20 protein-coding genes are annotated in these 20,299 nt (G+C 69.1%); 8 read left to right on the top strand and 12 right to left on the bottom strand.

The genetic code is table 11. The annotated features are described in order from the left end of the window. Positions 1 to 44: 44 nt before the first annotated feature. A complete protein-coding gene (locus ACQPZQ_RS32430) occupies positions 45 to 851 on the bottom strand; it encodes a DNA-formamidopyrimidine glycosylase family protein (RefSeq protein ID WP_433287145.1) in 807 nt (268 codons plus the stop codon). A gap of 57 nt (positions 852 to 908) precedes the next feature. Here ACQPZQ_RS32430 and ACQPZQ_RS32435 point away from each other — a divergent pair, with 57 nt between their 5' ends. From ACQPZQ_RS32435 to ACQPZQ_RS32450, 4 genes are all read left to right on the top strand, one after another. Continuing rightward, a complete protein-coding gene (locus ACQPZQ_RS32435) occupies positions 909 to 2,741 on the top strand; it encodes an NHL domain-containing thioredoxin family protein (RefSeq protein WP_433287147.1) in 1,833 nt (610 codons plus the stop codon). Between the two features lie 129 nt (positions 2,742 to 2,870). Beyond that, positions 2,871 to 3,866 (top strand): helix-turn-helix domain-containing protein, encoded by a 996-nt coding sequence (locus ACQPZQ_RS32440; protein WP_433287149.1) that lies wholly within the window; start codon positions 2,871 to 2,873, stop codon positions 3,864 to 3,866. Positions 3,867 to 4,313: 447 nt separating this feature from the next. Beyond that, positions 4,314 to 7,238 carry a Pls/PosA family non-ribosomal peptide synthetase gene (locus ACQPZQ_RS32445; protein ID WP_433287150.1) on the top strand — a complete coding sequence of 975 codons (2,925 nt, stop codon included), beginning with the start codon at positions 4,314 to 4,316 and terminating at the stop codon, positions 7,236 to 7,238. Continuing rightward, the gene (locus tag ACQPZQ_RS32450) at positions 7,231 to 8,307 is read left to right on the top strand and encodes a DUF418 domain-containing protein (RefSeq protein WP_433287152.1); all 1,077 of its coding nucleotides are present in this window, start codon (positions 7,231 to 7,233) and stop codon (positions 8,305 to 8,307) included. The genes ACQPZQ_RS32445 and ACQPZQ_RS32450 overlap by 8 nt, the downstream gene beginning before the upstream one ends. Positions 8,308 to 8,339: 32 nt before the next feature. On the opposite strand, the gene ACQPZQ_RS32455 is transcribed toward ACQPZQ_RS32450, so the two are convergent. After that, positions 8,340 to 8,612, bottom strand: coding sequence for a hypothetical protein (locus ACQPZQ_RS32455; protein WP_433287154.1), 273 nt, complete (start codon positions 8,610 to 8,612; stop codon positions 8,340 to 8,342). Positions 8,613 to 8,715: 103 nt separating this feature from the next. After that, positions 8,716 to 8,898, bottom strand: a complete 183-nt coding sequence (locus ACQPZQ_RS32460) for a MerR family DNA-binding transcriptional regulator (protein ID WP_241042043.1) — start codon at positions 8,896 to 8,898, stop codon at positions 8,716 to 8,718. A gap of 228 nt (positions 8,899 to 9,126) precedes the next feature. Between ACQPZQ_RS32460 and ACQPZQ_RS32465 the strand changes: the two genes are divergently transcribed. Further along, positions 9,127 to 9,351 (top strand): hypothetical protein, encoded by a 225-nt coding sequence (locus ACQPZQ_RS32465; RefSeq protein ID WP_433287156.1) that lies wholly within the window; start codon positions 9,127 to 9,129, stop codon positions 9,349 to 9,351. Between the two features lie 16 nt (positions 9,352 to 9,367). On the opposite strand, the gene ACQPZQ_RS32470 is transcribed toward ACQPZQ_RS32465, so the two are convergent. Continuing rightward, the gene (locus ACQPZQ_RS32470; protein WP_433287158.1) at positions 9,368 to 10,312 is read right to left on the bottom strand and encodes a LysR substrate-binding domain-containing protein; all 945 of its coding nucleotides are present in this window, start codon (positions 10,310 to 10,312) and stop codon (positions 9,368 to 9,370) included. Between the two features lie 135 nt (positions 10,313 to 10,447). On the opposite strand from ACQPZQ_RS32470, the gene ACQPZQ_RS32475 reads away from it, so the two are divergent. After that, positions 10,448 to 10,855: a hypothetical protein gene (locus ACQPZQ_RS32475; RefSeq protein WP_433287160.1), complete on the top strand. Its 408-nt coding sequence runs from the start codon at positions 10,448 to 10,450 to the stop codon at positions 10,853 to 10,855. Positions 10,856 to 10,881: 26 nt separating this feature from the next. Continuing rightward, the gene (locus ACQPZQ_RS32480; protein WP_433287162.1) at positions 10,882 to 11,736 is read left to right on the top strand and encodes an alpha/beta fold hydrolase; all 855 of its coding nucleotides are present in this window, start codon (positions 10,882 to 10,884) and stop codon (positions 11,734 to 11,736) included. A gap of 3 nt (positions 11,737 to 11,739) precedes the next feature. Here ACQPZQ_RS32480 and ACQPZQ_RS32485 read toward each other — a convergent pair whose 3' ends face one another. The 8 genes from ACQPZQ_RS32485 to ACQPZQ_RS32520 all read right to left on the bottom strand — a co-directional run bounded on the left by ACQPZQ_RS32485 (position 11,740) and on the right by ACQPZQ_RS32520 (position 19,442). After that, on the bottom strand, positions 11,740 to 12,675 hold the full coding sequence (locus ACQPZQ_RS32485; protein ID WP_433287164.1) for an acetamidase/formamidase family protein: 936 nt from the start codon (positions 12,673 to 12,675) through the stop codon (positions 11,740 to 11,742). A 171-nt stretch (positions 12,676 to 12,846) separates the two neighbouring features. Continuing rightward, positions 12,847 to 14,091: an MFS transporter gene (locus ACQPZQ_RS32490; protein ID WP_433287166.1), complete on the bottom strand. Its 1,245-nt coding sequence runs from the start codon at positions 14,089 to 14,091 to the stop codon at positions 12,847 to 12,849. Between the two features lie 44 nt (positions 14,092 to 14,135). Continuing rightward, on the bottom strand, positions 14,136 to 15,308 hold the full coding sequence (locus tag ACQPZQ_RS32495) for an acyl-CoA dehydrogenase family protein (protein ID WP_433287168.1): 1,173 nt from the start codon (positions 15,306 to 15,308) through the stop codon (positions 14,136 to 14,138). 176 nt (positions 15,309 to 15,484) lie between these two features. Beyond that, entirely contained in the window at positions 15,485 to 16,210 is a 726-nt protein-coding gene (locus tag ACQPZQ_RS32500) for an isocitrate lyase/PEP mutase family protein (protein ID WP_433287169.1), read from the bottom strand. A 68-nt stretch (positions 16,211 to 16,278) separates the two neighbouring features. Then, on the bottom strand, positions 16,279 to 16,779 hold the full coding sequence (locus ACQPZQ_RS32505; RefSeq protein WP_433287171.1) for a carboxymuconolactone decarboxylase family protein: 501 nt from the start codon (positions 16,777 to 16,779) through the stop codon (positions 16,279 to 16,281). Positions 16,780 to 16,866: 87 nt separating this feature from the next. Next, positions 16,867 to 17,406, bottom strand: a complete 540-nt coding sequence (locus tag ACQPZQ_RS32510; protein ID WP_433287172.1) for a TIGR00730 family Rossman fold protein — start codon at positions 17,404 to 17,406, stop codon at positions 16,867 to 16,869. Positions 17,407 to 17,478: 72 nt separating this feature from the next. Further along, the gene (locus ACQPZQ_RS32515; protein ID WP_433287174.1) at positions 17,479 to 18,120 is read right to left on the bottom strand and encodes a response regulator transcription factor; all 642 of its coding nucleotides are present in this window, start codon (positions 18,118 to 18,120) and stop codon (positions 17,479 to 17,481) included. Positions 18,121 to 18,134: 14 nt separating this feature from the next. Next, positions 18,135 to 19,442 carry a sensor histidine kinase gene (locus ACQPZQ_RS32520; RefSeq protein WP_433287176.1) on the bottom strand — a complete coding sequence of 436 codons (1,308 nt, stop codon included), beginning with the start codon at positions 19,440 to 19,442 and terminating at the stop codon, positions 18,135 to 18,137. Between the two features lie 132 nt (positions 19,443 to 19,574). Between ACQPZQ_RS32520 and ACQPZQ_RS32525 the strand changes: the two genes are divergently transcribed. Then, positions 19,575 to 20,240: an O-methyltransferase gene (locus tag ACQPZQ_RS32525; RefSeq protein WP_433287178.1), complete on the top strand. Its 666-nt coding sequence runs from the start codon at positions 19,575 to 19,577 to the stop codon at positions 20,238 to 20,240. Positions 20,241 to 20,299: the final 59 nt, after the last annotated feature.

Raw genomic sequence — 20,299 nt, forward strand, 5'->3', positions numbered from 1 at the left:
GCGCGAACGCGCCGCTCGTGCGAGCCGGGGCCGCCCGCACTGCGTCAGGACTGTTCCGCCGAGCACCACCACGTCGTACGTCCCCCGACCGTGCCGTGCACCATCGGTGCGCCGCAGCGCGGGCAGGACGCGTCCCCGTGGCGGAACGGGAACACCTCGCCGGTGTGCGCGCCGCCGTTCGTGATCGCGGCGGCGATCGCCCGCTGCATCGCCGCGTACAGCCGGTCAAGGGTGTCGCCGTCCAGATCACCGGCAGGCGCCGATGGCGACACGGCGGCCTGCCACAGGATCTCGTCGGCGAGCAGGTTGCCCACGCCGGCGAGCACGGACTGGTCGAGCAGCCGCGCCTTCACCGGCGCCCGCCCCCGCCCGACGCGGGTGCGGAACTCCTCGCGCGTGATCGTCTCGGCGTCGGGGCCGAGCAGCGAGATATCGGGGTCCAGGCGGACGCGCCCGAGGCGGCGCTTGTCGAACAGCCGCAGCTGCCCGCCATCGGTGAACGTCATCGTGAAGCGGTCCCACTCGGCCTTGCGCGGGGTGCGGTCGGGACGCACCGGCTCTCCGCCACCGCGCTCGCCGTCGGGGCCCGTGACGATGATGCGCCCACCCATCCCGAGGTGGACGCCGAGCGGCGGACCGGCCTCGCCGTCCGGGCCGACGGTGTCGAGCCACATCGTCTTGCCGCGGCGGTGCGCCGCCACGAGCCGGCCCCCGACGAGCGCCCGTGCGATGTCACCGGGACGATGCGGGCGGCTGACCCATTCGTCGCTGTCGTCGACGGCCTGGATCTCCCGGTCCAGGGCGCCTTCGAGGGCCTGACGCGCGCTCTCCACCTCGGGCAGTTCCGGCACTCCCCCAGTCTGACGGCGGCGCGGAACACTCGCGCACCTCGTCGTGTTGGCCCGCTCATGGGCCGATCACGGGTGCGGGCACCGGAGCTCACCGGACGCCGCTGGTTGAACACGGGTGGTGAGCCGCTCTCCCTCGCGACGCTGCGCGGCAAGATCGTCTTGCTCGACTTCTGGACATTTTGTTGCGTCAACTGCTTGCACGTGGTCGACGAGCTACGGGAGCTGGAGGAGCGGTTCGCCGACGTGCTGGTGACGATCGGTGTGCACTCCCCGAAGTTCGTGCACGAGGCCGACCCGGACGCCGTCGAGGCCGCGGTGGAGCGCTACGGCGTGCATCACCCGGTGCTCGACGACCCGGAGCTCACCACGTGGGACGCCTACGCCGCGCGGGCCTGGCCGACCCTGGCCGTCATCGACCCGACCGGGTACGTCGTGGCGCAGATGTCCGGTGAAGGGCACGCGAACGGGCTGACCGTGCTGATCGAGGAGCTGGTGGCCGAGCACGAGGCCGCCGGCACGCTGCATCGCGGCGACGGGCCGTACGTGGCGCCGCCGGAGCCGACCACGGCCCTGCGTTTCCCCGGGAAGGCGATCCGGTTGCCCGGCGGCACGCTCCTCGTGTCCGACACCGCGCATCACCAGCTCGTCGAGCTGGACACCGACCTCGTCACCGAGCGGCGGCGCATCGGCACCGGCGAACGCGGCCTGGCCGACGGGGACGAGCCGCGGTTCGCCGAACCGCTCGGTCTCGTGCTGCTGCCCGACGCGGTGGCCGCCGCCACCGGCTACGACATCGTGGTCGCCGACAGCGCCAACCACGCCCTGCGCGGGGTGCGGCTCGACGACGGCCACGTGACGACCGTGGCCGGAACGGGTGCCCAGCTGCGCGAGCGGGTGGATGTCGGCGCGTCAGCGGCCGAGCTGTCGACGCCGTGGGATCTCGCCTGGTGGGAGGACCGGATCGTCGTCGCGATGGCGGGCAACCACCAGCTGTGGTCCTTCGATCCCGTCTCCTGCGCGGTCACTGTGCTCGCCGGCACGACCAACGAGGGCCTGCGCGACGGGCCGCCGGACGAGGCGTTCTTCGCGCAGCCGTCCGGGCTCGCGGTCGCCCCGGACGGGACGCTCTGGGTGGCCGACGCCGAGACGTCCGCGCTGCGTGCGGTGGTCGACCGGCCCTCAGTCGGAGCGGCGGTGACGACGGCCGTCGGGCTGGGTCTGTTCGACTTCGGGTTCCGGGACGGACCGGCCGACACCGGCGACGAACCCGCACTGCTGCAGCACCCGCTCGGCGTCGCGGTGCTCCCCGACGGGTCGGTGGCGATCGCCGACACCTACAACGGCGCGATCCGCCGGTACGACCCCGGCACGCGCACGGTCGGCACGCTGGCGCGGGACCTGCAGGAGCCGAGCGACCTCCTCGTCGACGGCGACGCGCTGGTGGTGGTGGAGTCTGCGGCGCACCGGCTCGTACGGGTGCCCGTGCCGGCGAGCTCGCGGGTGGACCGGGGCGCGCACCGCGTGCGGCGAGCCCGCACCGACCTCGCGCCCGGCGGACTGTCACTGCGGATCGACTTCATGCCGCCCACCGGGCAGCACCTCGACACGCGCTTCGGTGAGCCGACGTCGTTGACCGTCACGGCCTCGCCGCCTGAGTTGCTCACTGCCGGCGCCGGCACGGCCACAGGGCTGGTGCGAGAGGTGCGGTTCGCTCCCGACGGGCCGGTCGAGGGCGTGCTCCAGATCAGCGTGGCGGCCGCCGCCTGCGACGACGGCGACGGGGTGTTCGCCGCGTGCCACCGCTACCAGCAGGACTGGGGCATCCCCGTGCGTCTCGTGGACGGCGCGCCCGACGAGCTCGTCCTGGACCTGCGCGCGGTGCGGGAGTAGCGCGGGCCCGCCACCGCGCAGACCACGAGGCTGCTCGCCGCGCAGGCGCCGACCCGGACGTCCGGGTAGCACTAAGAGCACTTGCCGTGCTGCCGCCTGGGTACATGGCGCGTAACTAGCCTCGGGGCCGTGCAGATTTGGGAGTTCTCCGGTGAGGAGTTCGAAGACGTCGCCAGGCAGATCTACACACCGGTGATCGCCCGCACGGGCCCCGGCTTTCGCGGCCGGGCGGAAGTCCAGGAGCTGGGTGAGACCCTCACCCTCTCCCGGTCGCATTTCCGAGGGCAGATATCCGTGGTCCCGACCGGCCGCACGGCAGCGAGAGCGTCGGTCGACAATCTGCTGCACTTCTCCGTATGGCAGATGGCTGACCAGGGCCACGTCCGCCAACATGACCGCCTCGCCGGGATGGCGGCTGGTTCGGGCATTTTGCACGAGGCACGTAGCCGCTACGAGCGGGCCTCGTTGACGGAGCGGTGCCTGAACCTGCGTTTCCCACGCGAGCTGCTCCCGCTCCGCACCTCCGAGATCACCGAGGCCTGTGCGCGCAACGTGGACGCCTCAGCCCCGGCCATGCAGATGCTGTCCACCTACCTCGGCCGGTTGTTCGACGCAGCCGACGACCTCACCGGCCCGCAGCGGCTGGACGCCGGGCGCGCCGCGATCGATCTGCTTGCCATGGCGCTTCGCGACGCCACACCCTCCGTACCGGGCGGGGACGGCCCCGAGCAGGTGCTGCTCGACATGATGCGGACGCACGTTCGTACGCACCTGGCCGACCCGCAGCTGCGAGTCGCGGAGCTGGCGCGCCGGCACCACATATCGGTGCGCTATGCGTACAGCCTGTTCGAACGAATCGGGACGACGCCCGGCGCCTACCTTCGCGAGCAGCGGCTGCTCGCGGCACAGGTGATGCTGATCGACCCGAGGCACCACCGGCTTACGATGTCGAGCATCGCGGGTGCCGTCGGGTTCCTCGACCTCAGTACGTTCGAACGGGCGTTCCGGCGGAAGTACGGGATGACGCCGGCCGGCTGGCGGCGCGAGTACCTTTTTTCCGGATCGCTACCGTTAACGTGCTACAGAAAACGAACACAGCCCGACGGCATCGATCAGCCTCGCTGAAATTAGTATGAGTAATAGCAGAGGAAGCGTCTAGCCCTCGGATAACTCGACCCGAATTCTAGTGGCATGCCAGTACCGAGAGTGCGCGGAAATCAGGACTCTCCGGCGCACCATAGGCTCGCATGGCCACTTCGGTGCGGTCGAGACATACGCGCCGAGAGAGACGTGGTGTCCGAATCGGAGAATTGAACACGGCCTCCCTCGGGAGGATTCCGATGCCATCCGCTCCCACTCGAGCACTCCGACCCGATGACCGGCATCACGGACAGCCGACGATCACCTCTACATGGACCTGGACACTCATCCTATGATGATGGCCCGGTTCCGTCGCGCGGGCCGCCCGGATCCAGAAGCGCGGCCAGTTCGAGAACACCCAGGTACTGCGATCGGGAATCGCACCCCGTGACCGTTGTCGGCATCGATCACTTTCGTCATCAATGAGGGACCATGTCTGAAATCGGAAGAGAAATGCGGCCGGGTAATTTAGCACACTCGGCCGGAATGATTGTGGACGGAGGCAGCCCGGCAACCGGCGCCGAAAAGGCGTTACTGGAGATCCTGACGGACGTCGCACGCACGGAGCACGCAACGGTCGACAGCAACTTCTTCCACGACCTCGGCGCCGACTCGATGGTCATGGCCCGATTCTGCGCCCGCATCCGAAAACGACCCGACCTTCCGACGGCGACGATCAAGGACGTCTATCTGCACCCGACGATCAGAAGTCTGGCGGCGGCGCTCGCGGAGACGGTGCCCACCGCTCCGGTGGCGACGGTGCCGCCCGCACCGAAACCCTCACCACGCCCCCGGGTCGCCGCCGGCCGGGGCAGCCCGACGACCGGCCCGCCGATCGGCACGGAACATGCACTCCTGAGCCTCCTGACCGACGTCGTAGGCGTGAAGCAGGCGACGGTCGACAGCAACTTCTTCCACGATCTCGGCGCCGACTCGATGGTCATGGCCCGGTTCTGCGCTCGCGTCCGAAAACGGCCCGACCTTCCGGCAGTGACGATCAAGGACGTCTACACGCACCCGACGATCAGGAGCCTGACCAAGGCCGTCGAAGGCACGATGTCCGCCGCCCCGGCGACGCCGGCACCCGAGGAGGCGCCCGCGGAACCCGCGGCGCGCCGACGGGCCGGCACCCCGATGTACGTGCTCTGCGGAGTGATCCAGCTCCTCGTGTTCGTCGTGTACCTCGCCGTCACCGAGGCGGCCGCCCAGGTGGGCGACGACTGGATCTCCGCCGCCCCGAACGTGGTCGAGCTGTTCCTGCGGGCGGCCGTGTACGGCGACGCCGCCGTTCTCGCGATGTGCATCCTCCCGATCATCGCGAAGTGGGTGCTGATCGGGCGGTGGAAGGCCGAGGAGTTCCCGGTCTGGAGCCTGGCCTACGTCCGCTTCTGGCTCGTCAAGACGTTGACCCGGTCGAATCCACTCGTGCTGTTCGTCGGCGGCCGGTCGCGTACCACCGCGACGTCCCCGATCATCAACTTCTATCTCCGGGCACTGGGCGCGAAGATCGGCCCCGGCGTCGCGATCTACACCCGGACCCTGCCCGTCTGCACCGACCTACTCACGATCGGCGCGGGAACGGTCATCCGGAACGAAGCCTTGATCTCCTGCTATCGGGCGCACGACGGGATGATCCAGACGGGTCCTGTTCATCTCGGGAAGGACGTGTTCGTCGGCGAGGCGTCGCTGATCGACATCGGAGCATCCATGGGTGACGGCGCCCAGCTCGGACACGTCTCCTCGCTCCATCAGGGGCAGATCGTGCCTGCCGGCGAAAGCTGGCACGGATCCCCGCCGGAGCGCACGGACGCGAACTATCGGATGGTCGCGCAGATCCCGGGATCCAGACGCAGAGCGATGTCCTTCGGAATCTCGCAACTGCTGGGCATATTCGTCGTCTCCGTCCCACTGACCACCGGCCTGCTGACTCTGGCTGTCGACAGGATCCCGCAGTTGACCAGGCTCCTGGACCCCGAGCCGGGGGCGCTCGCCACCTGGTCCTTCTATCGCGACTTGGCCACCGTCTCCGCGGTGATCGTCGGTGGCACTCTCGTGCTCGCGGTACTGGCCGTCGGGACGATTCCCCGGCTGCTCAACCGCATGATCGAGCCGGATACGGAGTATCCCTTGTTCGGCTTCCACTACGGGATCCATACCGCGATCGCGCGACTGACCAACAGTCAGTTCCTGTTGAACGTCTTCGGCGACAGCTCGTACGTGGTCCCCTACCTTCGCTGGATCGGATACGATCTCTCCACGGTCGTGCAGACCGGGTCCAACTTCGGCACGAAGGTCAGGCACGACAATCCCTATCTGGTCACGATCGGGAGCGGGACGATGGTGGCCGACGTTCAGGCGATGCTCAATGCCGAGCTCTCGAGTACCTCGTTCCGTCTTTCGCGAACGAGGATCGGGGCCAACAGCTTCGTCGGGAACAATCTCTACTTCATCCCTCAGGGAAGAGTGGGCGACAACTGCCTCATCGGATCGAAGACCATGATCCCGATCGACGGCCCGCTCCTGGAGAACACCGGACTCATGGGTGCTCCCGCCTTCCCGATCCCACGGACCGTCGCACGGGACAAGGCGCAACGCCTGGGCCGGTCCGACGAACGTCGCGGCCTCAGCGCCAAGAACAGACACAACATCGTCACCATATTGCTCTTCCTGTTCCTGCGGTGGTCCTTCCTGCTCTCCACGCTGGTTCTCGTCGGAGTCCTCTCGACGGTCTACGAGGAAGGCAACGCCCTGCTGGCAGTTGCATTGTCCGGGTTGTCCTACCCGCTGTGGCTGATCATCGTCTGGGTGCTCACCGAACGCCTCGTGACTCCACGATTCAGAAAGTTGCGACCGCAGTACTGTTCGATCTACGACCCGTATTTCCGAAAGCACGAACGATACTGGAAGGCCAACTGGCAAGACTATTACATGCTGTTCAACGGCACGCCGTTCAAGAGTTTGCTGTGGCGCATGCTCGGTGTGCGGGTCGGGCGCCGCTTCTTCGATGACGGCATCTTCCTCACCGAGCGTTCTCTCGTCACCATCGGTGATGACTGCACGGTCAACCAGTCGTCAGAGCTCCAGGGCCACTCCCAGGAGGACGGCATCTTCAAGTCCGGCTACATCACGCTCGGCTCCCGCGTCACCGTGGGCACCGGGGCGTGGCTGAACTACGGCACGACGGTCGGCGACGACGTCGTGATCGAGCCGCATGCCTATGTCATGAAGGGCGAGGAGATCCCCTCCGACGCCCGGTGGGGCGGCAATCCGGCTGTCGAGGTCCGGGACGACCACGCGCACAAGCTCGACCTCACCCGACCGATCGGACGGGTGACCGTAGGGACGGCGGGTGTCTGACGGAGAGCCCGAAGCGGGGGCCTGTGCATCCGTGCGAGGCCCCCGCACCGGTGTCGACCTGGCCAGAGGCCTCGCTCTACTCGGCCTGATGGCGGCCGGCGCGTTCCGTGCCGCGCCCGGCAACGGGCTATCGGCACTGGGGCCCATGAGCGCAGGTGACTGTCCCGCGGTGGCGTTCGCGCTGGTCGCGGGCGTCAGCCTCGCGCTGACCTCGGGGGGATGCCGGATCCCGGATCGTCGGCACCGCGCTTGCGCCCGTGCGGAGGTTGCCGTGCAGGCCGTGCTGATCGCGGCGATCGGTCTCGCACTCGGATTCCGTGACGCCGTGCCGGTCGTCCTCCCCTATTACGGCGTGCTCGTGCTGATCACCACCCTGTTCCTGGGGCGTCGGCCATGGTTCCTGGTCCGCTTCGCGGCGGTGGTGCTGCTCATCACGCCGATCATGGTGGCCTCCACGCTCGACAGCAGCGTCCCGCGGCTCCAGGGGAATCCCACCTTCTCGACCGTGGTCGCCGATCCGTCCGGGCTGCTCATCGACGTTTTCGTCACGGGTCCCTATCCCGTGCTCATCTATCTCGCCTCGATCTGCACGGGGCTTGCCATCGGCCGCATGGACCTGTCGTCGGCGGAGCTCACCCGCGGAGTGCTGATCGGCGGGCTCGCAGTCGTGGCCGTCTCGTGGGTGTGGTGGCTCGCCTTTCCGGCATCGCGTTCGCACGGCTGGGTCTATCTCATTCGCAGCATCAACAGCCTCGGCTCAGCGGTCGTGATGCTCGCGGTCGCGATACTCCTGGTGCGCACTCGCGCGACGGAATGTCTGTTGCGGCCGTTCACGGCTGTCGGAACGATGGTGCTCACGCTCTACTGCGGGTTCGTGGTGGTGCTCGCCACCGGCGCGCTGGGGCGCAGCCCTGCCGAGCAGTACCCGGTGCTGCTCGTCGGTGCGTTGCTGTTCGCCGTGCTGTGGCGACGGTTCCTGGCTGACGGACCGCTGGAGTTTCTGGTGGCGCAGCTCTCCTGCCGGGCACGGCATGCCGTGCTGGCGGCCGGCAGAAAAGAGCCGGAGTGACCGGACCCCGATCGGTTGCCCGCGCTGGCGGCTCACTCCTGCGTATCGCGCGGAGTGGCATCGGCCGGCGTGGACAAGGCGTGGTGCGCAACGGCGCACACCACGGCGTAGCGACCGCCTGGAGCCTCGCCCAGTACGCCGTCTCTCCCGCCGAGCTGCTCCCGCACACGGTCGACGTCCCACCGGTGGTGGCCGCCGGGTGTGGTGACGTCCGGTACGAGCAGGCCGGTGCCCACCCACCTGTTCACGGCAGCGCGCGAGACGCCGAGCGCCTTCGCGAGTGCCCCGGTGCTCACTAGTTCCACGCTGCGGACGGTAGGCGCTGATCAGCAGCGGTGTGTGCGCTTCCCGGCGCGGCGTTTGCAATCGTTCGTTCGAGCCCTCGCCGGCACGAGCGCAGGCCGCGTCCTACTCGTCGCGCTTCCGCTGCCCACGCAACTGCTCGCGCACGCGCTTGACGTCCCAGCGGTGGTGTCCGCCCGGCGTGGTCACATCGGGCGTGATGAGCCCCGCGTTCACCCAGCGGATCACAGCTCCCCGCGAGACTCCCAGAGCCTTCGCGAGGTCTCCGGTGCTCACCAGGTCCTCCACGTTCTCAACGTTAGGCGCTGGTCAGAGCCGATGTAGATGCTCCAGTTCAGACTGAGCGAACGTCTCAACTCAGCGCAACAATCTCGACTCGTCACAGGTAGGCTTCGTTCGGTACGATTCTGAACGTTCCGAGCGGGCGAGACCCTGGGGGAGACGTGACCGGTGAGTACAGAGCTGACGCTCCTCCGGACGAGCGGGAGATCAGCTCTCGACGCGGGGAGGCCCGACGTGGCGAGTGACCCGCAGGTCTCGTGGGCGGCCCTGGTTGCCACGATCGCAGCGATGCCGGACGTGGCGGCGCGGCTGCTCGCAGATCACGTCGACGACGGAACCGGCAGGTGCCGCGGGTGCACACGGGGTGGGTGCGGCACACCCAGCGCACGGTTTCCCTGCACGCTGTCCGCGCTCGCCGCGCAGGCCACTGCCCGCACCAGGTTGCGCGTGGTGAGGTAGCCGGGCTCGCGCGTTCTCAGCTGCCGAGGGCACCCAGGGCCGACGAGTTCAGATCACCCGGCACGGACGGCCACGCAGCGGCCGCCCGTGCCGTCTCGACGAACCGGTGGACCACCGGCACGTCCATGTCCGTGCGCCACGCGATGGACAACGAGGAGGCGGACAGCTCCCGCACCGGGATGAACGCAAGGCCCGGCCGGTCGTAGAAGCGCTGGGTGGACGCCTGGGTGAAGGCCATCCCACGCCGGGCCAGGATGGCCTCGAAGCACTCGTCCACCGTGGTCACCTCGGCGCCCAGTCGCACCGGCCGGCCGTCACGGGCGTCGGTGGCGAGCCAGAAGTCGCGCCAGTAGTCCGGTGCCCGGCGCGCGACGAAGGGCTGATCGGCGAGCTGTTCGAGGGTGACCTCGGCGAACTGCGCCAGCGAGCACTCGCTCGACACCACGAGCAACCGCGGCTCGACGAACAGGGTCTCGATGGCCAGCCAGTCCTGCATCAGCAGCGGCGGCCGCACGAAGGCGACGTCCGAGCTGCCCGTGGCCAGGCCGACGTACGGGTCGGAGAAGTCGTGCGAGCGCATCTCGACCTGGATGCCCGGGTGGCGCACCTGGAACGCGGAGAGGATCTTCGGTGTGAGCTCCGCCGCGGCGTTGGCCTGGAAGCCCACCACGAGCGAGCCGCGTGCCCCGTGCGCCGCGGCGCGGGTCAACTCCGCCGCGCGATCGGCGGCGTCGAGCAGTCGCCTGGCCTCGCAGAGCAACACCTCGCCCGCAGCAGTCAGCTCGACGTGCCTGCTGGTGCGTAGCAGCAACGCGGTGCCGATACCGTGTTCGAGCTTGCGAATCTGCACGCTCAGCGAGGGTTGCGCGATGTGCAGCCGGGCCGCTGCCCGACCGAAGTGCAACTCCTCCGCTACCGCGACGAAGTAGCGCAGGAGACGCAGCTCCAACGGCGTGTGCACCCTGCCGACGATAGGCCGGTGATCCGCGTTCGGACCAATTGCTGCGAACTATCGGTCGGTGCACGACAGGTATTGGACCGGCGCATCCGGCGGGGAGTCAGATTGACGGCGAACCGCTCAGAGAGGAGTACCCGGATGGCCACCGCTACCCAAGCCCCGGCGCCCGCCGACTGGGCCCGGGCGTTCATCGAAGCCAACGACCAGGATCCGGAGATCCAGGCCCACGGCAAGTACTTCACGTGCGCCTACCTGCTCGACATGGCGGAGCACACCTTCGCGGTGCGCGTCGTCTCGGGGAAGGTCGCCCAGGTCGCAGTGGATCCCGGCCCACTCGACGTGCCTTACCAGTTCGCGATCCGGGCCAGTGCCGAGACGTGGCGGAACTTCGGCGTGGCAACACCTCCGCCGATGTACCACGGCATCTGGGCGGCCACCTTCCAGCGTGACATGAAGCTGGAGGGCGACATCCTCGTCCTGATGCAGAACCTCCGCTGTCTGACGCGCCAGATCGAGTTGCTGCGCGGCGTCGGCGTTCCCGTCTGACATCCCGAAACGGAGAGGAATCGATCATGGCGAGGATTTCCCCGGTGACGGGGCACTACGTCGACGTGGATGTCGACGGGCTGCAGTACAAGGTCTTCTATCTGGAGAACGGATCCGGCACGCCGCTCGTGTGCCAGCACACGGCGGGCTGCCACAACCACCAGTGGCGCGGCCTGCTCGAGGACGAGGACATCACCGCGAACTACCGGGTGATCGCCTACGACCTGCCGCGGCACGGCAAGTCGGACCCGCCGGAGAACAGCGAGTGGTGGACCGAGGAGTACAAGCTCACGGCCGACCACTACGCGAAGTTCATCGTGGCTCTCTGCGACGCCCTCGAGCTGGAGCAGCCGATCTTCATGGGCTCCTCGTTCGGCGGCAACATCGCACTGCAGCTCGCCCTGCGGTATCCGGAGCGGTTCGCGGGCGTGATCCCGGTGGAAGGCGCGGACTACTCCCCCGGCTTCTACCTCGACTGGTGGCAGCACCCGCACGCCAACGCTGCGCAGGTGTGCGCGAGCGGCGTCTGGGACCTGATGGCACCGCAGTCGCCGGTGGCCGACCGCTGGAAGACCTGGTTCTACTACAGCCAGGGTTCCGAGGCGTTCAAGGGCGACCTGTACTTCTACTCGGTCGACCACGACCTGCGGGACAAGCTCGGGGCGATCGACGGCGAGCGGTGCCCGGTGGTGATGCTGACCGGCGAGTACGACTACCTCACCACCCCGGAGGACGGCCGGCGCACCGCCGCTCAGATCAAGAACGCCTCGTTCATCGAGATGAAGGAGATCGGGCACTTCCCCATGAGCGAGAACTACGGGGTGTTCCGCGGCTACCTGAAGCAGGCCCTGGAGCAGCTGCGGAGCAAGCAGATGGCGTAGCCCTCACCCCAGTGCGTCGTGCGGCAGCACGGCGTGCACACCCCAGGTGTCGTTGGCCACCTGGGTGATCCGCATGTCGACCGTCGTGCTGGCGAGCGCGAGGGCCGCGGCCTTGGGGTTCTCGCCGTCGAAGTCGATCAGGGACTGCATCCACACGAGCATCGCGTCGAGGGCCTCGGCCATGGCCTCGTTGAGGTCCTCGTGGAAGCCGAACGTGATGCGGCCGCCGGGGGTGACGGCGTGGATGCCGGGTACGGCCAGGTCGGTGACCAGGTCGAGCACGGCCGTCGTGGTCATCGGGCACTCGATCGCGGTGCCACCGACCTCCCCATCGCCCTGCGCGGCGTGGCCGTCCCCGAGGTGCAACAGTGCGCCCGGGACCGTGACCGGCAGGTAAAGGGTGGATCCGGCGACGAGCTCACGGCAGTCGATGTTCCCGCCGCCCTCGGCCCGGGGCGGGATCGTGGAGTGCTCCCCCGCCGCGGCCGGGGGCAGCCCGATCACCCCGAGGAACGGGGCGAGCGCCACGCTGTGGCCGCGGTCGTTGACGCCGACGCCCCGCTCGGCGTCGAGCTCCCAGAGCAGATGGGACGGCGGGCCGTCCGCGAGCCCCAGCCGGCGCACCAGCCACTTGTCCCTCGCCGCGGCCGTGGTCCAGCCCCACTCGCCGGGCCGCATCGACACCAGGTGCACCGCGAGCACCATGCCCGGCTCCGCGCCCCGCACCGCGATCGGACCGGTCAGGCAGTGGCCCCCGCGAGGAGCGAACATGAGCGGCCGGACCTCACCCGGCTTCTGCTGGCGCTCCAGATGCCCCCTCGCGTCCAGCGACCCGACCACCACCGTGTCCCCCGGCTCGACGGTGAGAACGGGCGCCGTCTCGCGACTGAAGACGTCGATCGCCGTCTCCGGGGTGGGCTCGAGGTGGTGCTCGGTCATGCGACTCCTTCCGGGAGTACCGGATCGCTGCTGTGTGCGGCGGACGCGACACCCGATGATCACGATCCAACGGGATGGTCGCACGCCGCGGCTCGGCCGGACGCATGTGCCGAGCCAGGAGAGCAGACCGAGGAGTGGCGGGTCGATGATGCCGGGGCGGCGCGCGCCGGATCACGTGGCCGGCCGGTTCGCTGCCCGTCCGGTCGGGGCGCGGCGGGTCGCAGAGATTCTGTCGACGGCCCAGATCAGGAATGCCAGCGTGGTGAGACCGGCGCCGAGAATGCAGACGGCGCTCCAACCCGAGGCGCTGTAGGCGATGGTTGCCGCGATCGCGCCACCACCGGTGCCGATGGCGTAGTACACCGTGTTGCTGCCGATGAGCCGGCTGCTGGCAGTGGGATCGATCGCCACGATGAGGTGCTGGTTGGTGACGCTGATGGCCTGACCAGCGAAGTTCAGGATGACGATTCCGATGATCAGCGGTATCAGGGACTGCGGCAACCAGCCGATCGGCGCCCAGGACACGGCGAACAGCACGAGGGCGACGCCGGTGACCCATTGCGCCCGGCCGCGGTCGGCCAGGGCGCCTGCGCGGGAGGCGCCGATGGCTCCCGCGACGCCGGCGAGACCGAACAGGCCCACCTCGGTGGTGGACAGGTGCCACGGCGCGGCTGTCAGTGGCAGTGCGACCGAACCCCAGAGGGCGCCGAACCCTGCGAACACCAACAGCGTGATCAGGCTGCGGACGCGGAACGCGCGCTCGTGAATCGTCAAGGTGACGACCGATGTGATCAGGCGTCGGTACGGGACGGCGCCCCTGCTGGTCTCCGGCGGCAGCTTGCGGGCCAGTACGAGCGCGAGCCCGAGCATGAGCAGTGCCGAGACGACGTAGATCGAGCGCCAGCCGAGAGCATCGGCGAGCACGCCGGACACGGTACGGGCGAGCAGGACACCGAAGACGACGCCGCTGGTCACGATGCCGAGGATCCGGCCCCGCGACTCGGGGCTGCTCAGTACGGCTGCGTAGGCATTGATGACCTGCTGCACGACCGACACCACTCCGACGAGGGCGCTGGCGATGAGGAACATCAGCGAGCCAGGAGACACGGCCACAGCGACCAGGGCTGCCGCAGCGATCACGCACCCCGCGACGATGAGGAGCCGACGGTTGATCAGGTCGCCTAGTGGCACGATCAGGATCAGGCCCAGGAGGTACCCGACCTGGGTCACGGTCGTCACCAGGCCGAGTCCCGCCGGCCCGACTCCGAGGTCTCGTCCGATCTGCTCCAGCAGAGGCTGGGCGTAGTAGATGTTCGCGACTGCCATCCCGGACGCGATGGCCAGCATGACCGCGAGCTTGGTGCTGATTCCGGCTGATGCTTCGCCGGGGGTTTTCCGGACGGTGGGTGGACGCATCGATCTTCCTCGTGACGTACCGGGCGGCGTTGCGAGGCGGGCTGCTACAGGGACAGCACGACATCGTTCGGAAGACCGAGGAGGGCCTTTCCGTAGACCTCGGAGCTGATGCCCGGCAGCAGGGACACATGCCGCGCCGCGACGTTCGCGTCCTGCCAGATCCGCTGCAGCGGACTGGAATCGACGAAGCCCCCGGAACCGTGCACGTTGAGCAGGATGGTGATCGCGTCCACGACCTGCCCCGCTGCCCGGCTCGCGTCCGCCCGCACCCGGGCCCGCGCGGGGAAGGACGGCTGCTCACCTCGTGCGGCGTGGTCGTCGAGGTCGTCGGCCGCCCGGTACGCGTGCAGGTGCGCGGTGTCGATCAGGAGAGCGGCGTCGCCGAGCAGCATCTGGAGGCCGGCGGAGTCGGCCTGCCGACGGAACACGGTGCCGGCCACCCGCTTCGTGCCCGCCGCGTCCAGCACGTGGTCGAGCGCCGCCCGCCCCAGCCCCAGGAGCGGGCCGATCAGCCCCATCGTGTGAGTGGGGTAGAAGCCGCTGCGGTAGGTGATCTCGTCCTTGTGCTCGGTGGGGTAGTCGCCTGCGTCCAGGCGTGCCCGCAGCACCACGCGATGCCACGGCACGAACACGTCCTCGGCGCTGAGCGTGTTGCTTCCCGACCCCCTCATCCCGGCTGTGAACCACGTGTCGGACACCGTGTAGTCGGCGGCCGGGACGGGTGCGACCGCGCCCTCGATCACAGCTCCTGTCTCGTCGACGAGGTTGAACCCGAGCACTGCCCACTGGGCGTGCAGCGAGCCCGAGACGTAGCCCCAACGGCCGGACAGCCGCACACCTCCCTCGACCGCGACAGCGGTGCCCACAGGTGCGAGCGAGCCACACACCCGGGTGTCCGGGTCGGCGCCGAACACCTCGTCCTGCACACGTGTCGGGCACAACCCGATGTCCCAGGCGGAGTGGTTCACCAGCGACACCACCCAGCCCGCGGCGCCGTCGCCGTACGCGACAGCCGCCATCACGTCGAGACTCGTGCGGACGCCCGCCTCGTAACCGCCGTATCGCCTGGGCAGCATCACCTTGAACAGGCCTGCCTCCGCGAGCGCGGCGATGCTCGATTCGGCGACCCGCCGATCAGCGGCTCCCTGTCGGGCGTTGTTCGCCAGAATCGGCCGGAGCCGCTCCGCACGGGCAACCAGGGACGATCGGTCATCCATGGATCGACCCACTGTTTCCGAGAAGCCCGCACTCACCGGGCCTTCTTTCAGGAAATGTGAAGTCACGTTCATGAAACCATCCAAACAGGAAGAATGAGGGCATTGACGATTCATGCCGCACGGTTTCGTCAATGGAATGGGGTACCGAGTTCGGCGTGTACCCGACGGCCGGGCGCTCAGCCGGTGGTGACGAGCAGCCCCCTCGCGAGCTCGCCGATCGCCCCGATCGCGTGCTGCTGCATCTGCGGGCCGAAGGTGATGCGCGTCGCGCCCAGCCGTCCCAGCTCGGCCACGGACCCCCCGTCGGGTCCGGCAGCCATGTTGATGGGGCCCTCGATGCCCTCCCGCAGGGCAGGGAGCACCTCGGGCGGCGCCAGGATCGGATACACGCAGTCGGCACCGGCGGCCACGTACAGACGGGCGCGTTCCAGGGCGTCGGCCAGGTCACCCGTCCCGAACAGGAAGGTGTCGACGCGCGCGTTGATGAAGAGAGCGTCACCGGCCTCGGCCCGCACCTCGGCCAGCCAATCCGCGTGCCGCTCGGGCTCCTTGATCGTGGTGTGGTGCTCGGAGTCCTCCAGGTTGCAGCCGACGACGCCCGTCTCCAGCAGGCGCCCGACCAGCTCTCGGGGAGCGAGGCCGTAACCCCACTCGACGTCGGCGGATACGGGCACGGAGACGGCCCGGGCGATCCTGGTGACCGCGGTGAACATCTCGTCGGGCGGGGTCGAGCCGTCCTCGTATCCGAGCGAGGCGGCGACCCCGGCGCTCGGGGTGGCGAGGGCGGGGTAGCCGGCGTCGGCGAAGACCCGCGCGCTGGCAGCGTCCCACGGCCCCGCCAGGACGAGCGGGTCGCCGGCGGGGCGGTCGTGGTGCAGGGCACGGAAAGTGGAGACCGTCATTATTTTCTTGTCCCGAGTAAGGCGAGGGGTGATGGTGCGGACGTCAGATGCGGCGCAGATCGACGGAGTCAGGCGCCCGGCGTGTAGTGACCGGGGACCATTCGAGTGGAGACACCGAAGCGGTTGAACGCGTTGATCGTCGCGATCGCGGCGATGAGGTGGGACAGCTCGGTCTCGTCGAACTCGGCCGCGGCCTTCGCGTACACCTCGTCGGGGACGAAGCCGTCGGTGAGCACGGTGATCGCCTCGGTCAGCTCGATCGCCGCGATCTCCTTCGCGGTGTAGAAGTGCTTCGACTCCGTCCAGGCGTCGAGCTGGATGATCCGCTCCGCCGACTCACCGGCCGCCAATGCGTCCTTGCTGTGCATGTCCAGGCAGAAGGCGCAGTGGTTGATCTGGGACGCACGGATCTTGACCAGGTTGAGCAACGTCGTCTCGACGCCGTTCCGCACGGCCGTGTCGAGACGGATCATGGCTTTGTAGACGTCGGGAGCGAGCTTCATCCAGTCCACGCGCGGTGCGTGCTCTGAGAGGTGGTTCTTGTCTTCCTGCGCGCTGGTCGTTGTCACGTCTGCGACGCTACGTGTCAGGTACTGCTCGAATCTGGGTCATTTCCACGACGGATTCCTGGGCCAATTCTGCTCGCCGCCGCCCCGTCACCGCGTTGCGGCGGACTCCTCCAGGTGGGCGAGCGCAGCGGCGCCCTCGTCGGCGACGAAGACCAGCTCGGCCAAGGGCACCGGCAGGAAGCCCTCCTTCTCCATCCGCCGGAGCTGGAGTGTCAACCCGTCGTAGAAGCCCGCCGTGTTCAGGAGCACCACCGGCTTGTTGTGCAGCTTGTGCTTCTTCAGCTCCAGGACCTCGGTCGCCTCGTCCAGCGTGCCCAGGCCGCCTGCCAGCACCACCACCGCGTCCGATCCGGCCAGCAGCAACGCCTTCCGTTCTGCGAGGTCCTTGGCGATCACCATCTCGTCGGCGTCCTTCCTGGCCCAGTCCCGGAGAAAGCTGACCGAGATCCCGACGAGCCGCCCTCCGGACTCCTGTACTCCGTCGGCGACGACCTTCATCAGCCCGGTATCCGATCCACCCCACACGAGGGTGTGGCCGCCCTTGCCGATGAGCTCGGCGAACTCCCTGGCCGGGCGCGTGTAGCGCTCGTCGAGGTCTGCGCCGGAGAGGAAAACACAGATATTCACACGTGAACTATAAGATCTGATCAATCGGGGTTCACGGAACAAAATATCCGGGGCCGCCGACGATCGGCGCGCTCAGACCCCGAGCCAGGTGAGCACGGCCATGACCCGACGGTGATCGTCGCCGGACGGGGGAAGCCCGAGCTTGGTGAAGATCGAGGAGATGTGCTTCTCGACGGCGCCCTGGGTGATCACCAGGGTGCGGCCGATCGCGGTGTTCGTGCGGCCCTCGGCCATGAGTCCCAGCACCTCGCGCTCGCGGGGGGACAGTGTGGAGAGCGGGTCGCGGCGGCGGCGGTGCGCGAACAGCGCGGAGACGACCTCGGGGTCGAGCACGGTGCCGCCGTCGACCACGCGCTCGAGTGCGTCGGACAGGTCGGCGAGCTTCGCCACCCGGTCCTTGAGCAGATAGCCGACGCCCCCGCCCGCGGTGAGCAGGTCGGAGGCGTAGGACTCCTCGACGTACTGCGACAGCACGAGGATGGCCGTGCCCGGCACCGTGCGGCGCACCTCGAGGGCGGCGCGCAGCCCCTCGTCGGTGAACGTCGGCGGCATCCGGACGTCGACGACGGCGACGTCCGGCCGGTGCTCGTGAACGGCCTCTACCAGCGCCTTGCCGTCCCCGACCGCCGCCACCACGGACGCCCCTGCCTCGTCGAGGAGCCGGACCAGCCCCTCCCTCAGCAGGAGCGAGTCCTCCGCCAGCACAACTCGCACCTAACGAACCTCCCTCATGGCCGCTCCCCCAACCCGGCGAGCGGGATCTCGGCGGTCAGCACCGTCGGACCACCCGGCGGGCTCACGACGTCCAGCGCGCCCTCGACGGTGGCGAGCCGGTCGGCCAGCCCGGCGAGGCCGTGGCCCTTGCCGAGGTGGGCGCCGCCGCGTCCGTCGTCACGTACCTGGACGAGCACCCGCTGCGCGTCGGCACTCACCTGCACGGTGCACAGCGTGGCCTGTGCGTGTTTCGCGACGTTCGTGAGGGCCTCGGTCACCACGAAGTAGGCCGTGTTCTCGACGGCAGGGGCGAGCCGTTCGCCCTGCGCCAGCGCCACGTCGAGGGAGACCTGCACCGGGCACCGGGCGGCGGCCGCGGCGAGCGCCGGCCCGAGCCCTCGGTCGGCGAGGATCGGCGGGGCGATGCCGCGGGAGAGGGCGCGCAGCTCACCCAATGCCTCCCGGCTCTGCTCCAGTGCCTCGGCGACGAGTGGGCGTGCCTTGTCCGGATCGTCGTCGAGGCGGCGGGCGACGGCTTCGAGGTCCATGTTGAGCCGGACCAGGCGCTGCTGCGGGCCGTCGTGGATGTCACGTTCCAGCCGTCGCAGCGTCTGCGCCTCGGCCTGCACGGCGGCGCGCCTGCTCGACTCCAGCTGGGCGGCGCGGGCCCGCAGCGCGGCGGTCTGGTTGGTGAGCAGACCCCGGGCGAGGCCGGCACGCGTGGCGACGAGGCCGCGCACCACGAACGGCGAGGTCGCCAGCATCACCGCGCCGAGCACCGTGTTGACCGCGATCTCGCCGACCCGGCCCTGGTCACCGGTCAGCAGCCAGTACAGCCCGCCGCCCTCGTCGTCATCGGGTAGGGCCCACTGCCAGGTGACGTACAGCAGCCCGCCGAGCCCGCCCACCGTCCATGCGACGGTGATGACGAACGTCGCGATCCGCACCGGGAAGGCGACCACGGCGTGCAGCATGTCCCGCCACGACTGCGGATCGATCAGCGCGCGGAAGAGCCTCCCGATACCCCGGCCCCGCGCCGCGCGGTAGTAGTGCGGAGGCAGAGCCCGGCCGGTGGCCCACTCGGTGGATCGACGCTCGACGACCGCGAGCCCACGCGCTGCCCGCAGCGTCAGTACCAGCACGGGTAGTCCGATCCAGATGACGAAGGTCCCCAGGCCGAGTGCGAACCCGACGATCGCGACGACGAACGCGACGATGCCCACCGGCAGGCCGCTGAGGAGATAGCCGATGCCCCGCCAGAATCTGCTGATACCCACGGCCCGCGTGGCGGGCGACGGCGCCGTGACGTACTCCGTTGTCATGCGCCCACCCTCGCCCCCTGTGGTCACCGGCCCCAGCCGGTGCACCTCCGCAGGGAGGGTAGGGCCAACCCGACATTCCGCGCGCCCGAGATCCGGCGCGGAGCCGATCTCCGGCACCTTAGGCTCGGCCACATGGTTGAGGATGTCTGGTCGTCGGTCGACGACTACTTCGGACAGCTGCTGCTCGGACGCGATCCGGTGCTCGACTCCGCGCTGGAGGCCAACACCGCCGGTGGCCTGCCGTCGATCGACGTCTCCCCGCACCAGGGCAAGATGCTGCACCTGCTGGCGCGCTCGATCGGCGCGCGGCGGATCCTCGAGGTCGGCACCCTGGGCGGCTACTCGACGATCTGGCTGGCGCGAGCCCTCCCTCCGGACGGGCGGCTGATCACGTGCGAGATCAACCCCCGGCATGCCGAGGTGGCCAGGTCGAACCTGGCCGAGGCCGGTCTCTCCGGAGTCACGGAGGTGCGGGTCGGGCCCGCCGCCGACACCCTCGCGGCTCTCGACCCCGCTGTGGACGGGCCCTTCGACCTCGCGTTCATCGACGCCGACAAGGTCTCCAACCTCGTGTACTTCGAGCATGCCCTGCGGCTGTCCCGGCCGGGCTCCATGATCATCGTCGACAACGTCGTGCGCGACGGCCGGGTGGCCGACAACGGAAGTGATGACCCTTCGGTCATCGGCACCCGCCGGCTCGCCGAGGCCGTCGCCCGGGAGGAACGGGTGAGCACCACCGTGATTCAGACGGTGGGCACGAAGGGCTACGACGGCTTCCTGCTCGCGCTGGTGCAGTAGCCCGCCATCTGACTTGCACCATGGAAGTCCGAGCGTACCCTCGAGCGGGCTAGTTTTCA

This window comes from Pseudonocardia sp. CA-142604 (assembly GCF_050948475.1).
GTDB lineage: Bacteria > Actinomycetota > Actinomycetes > Mycobacteriales > Pseudonocardiaceae > Pseudonocardia > Pseudonocardia alaniniphila.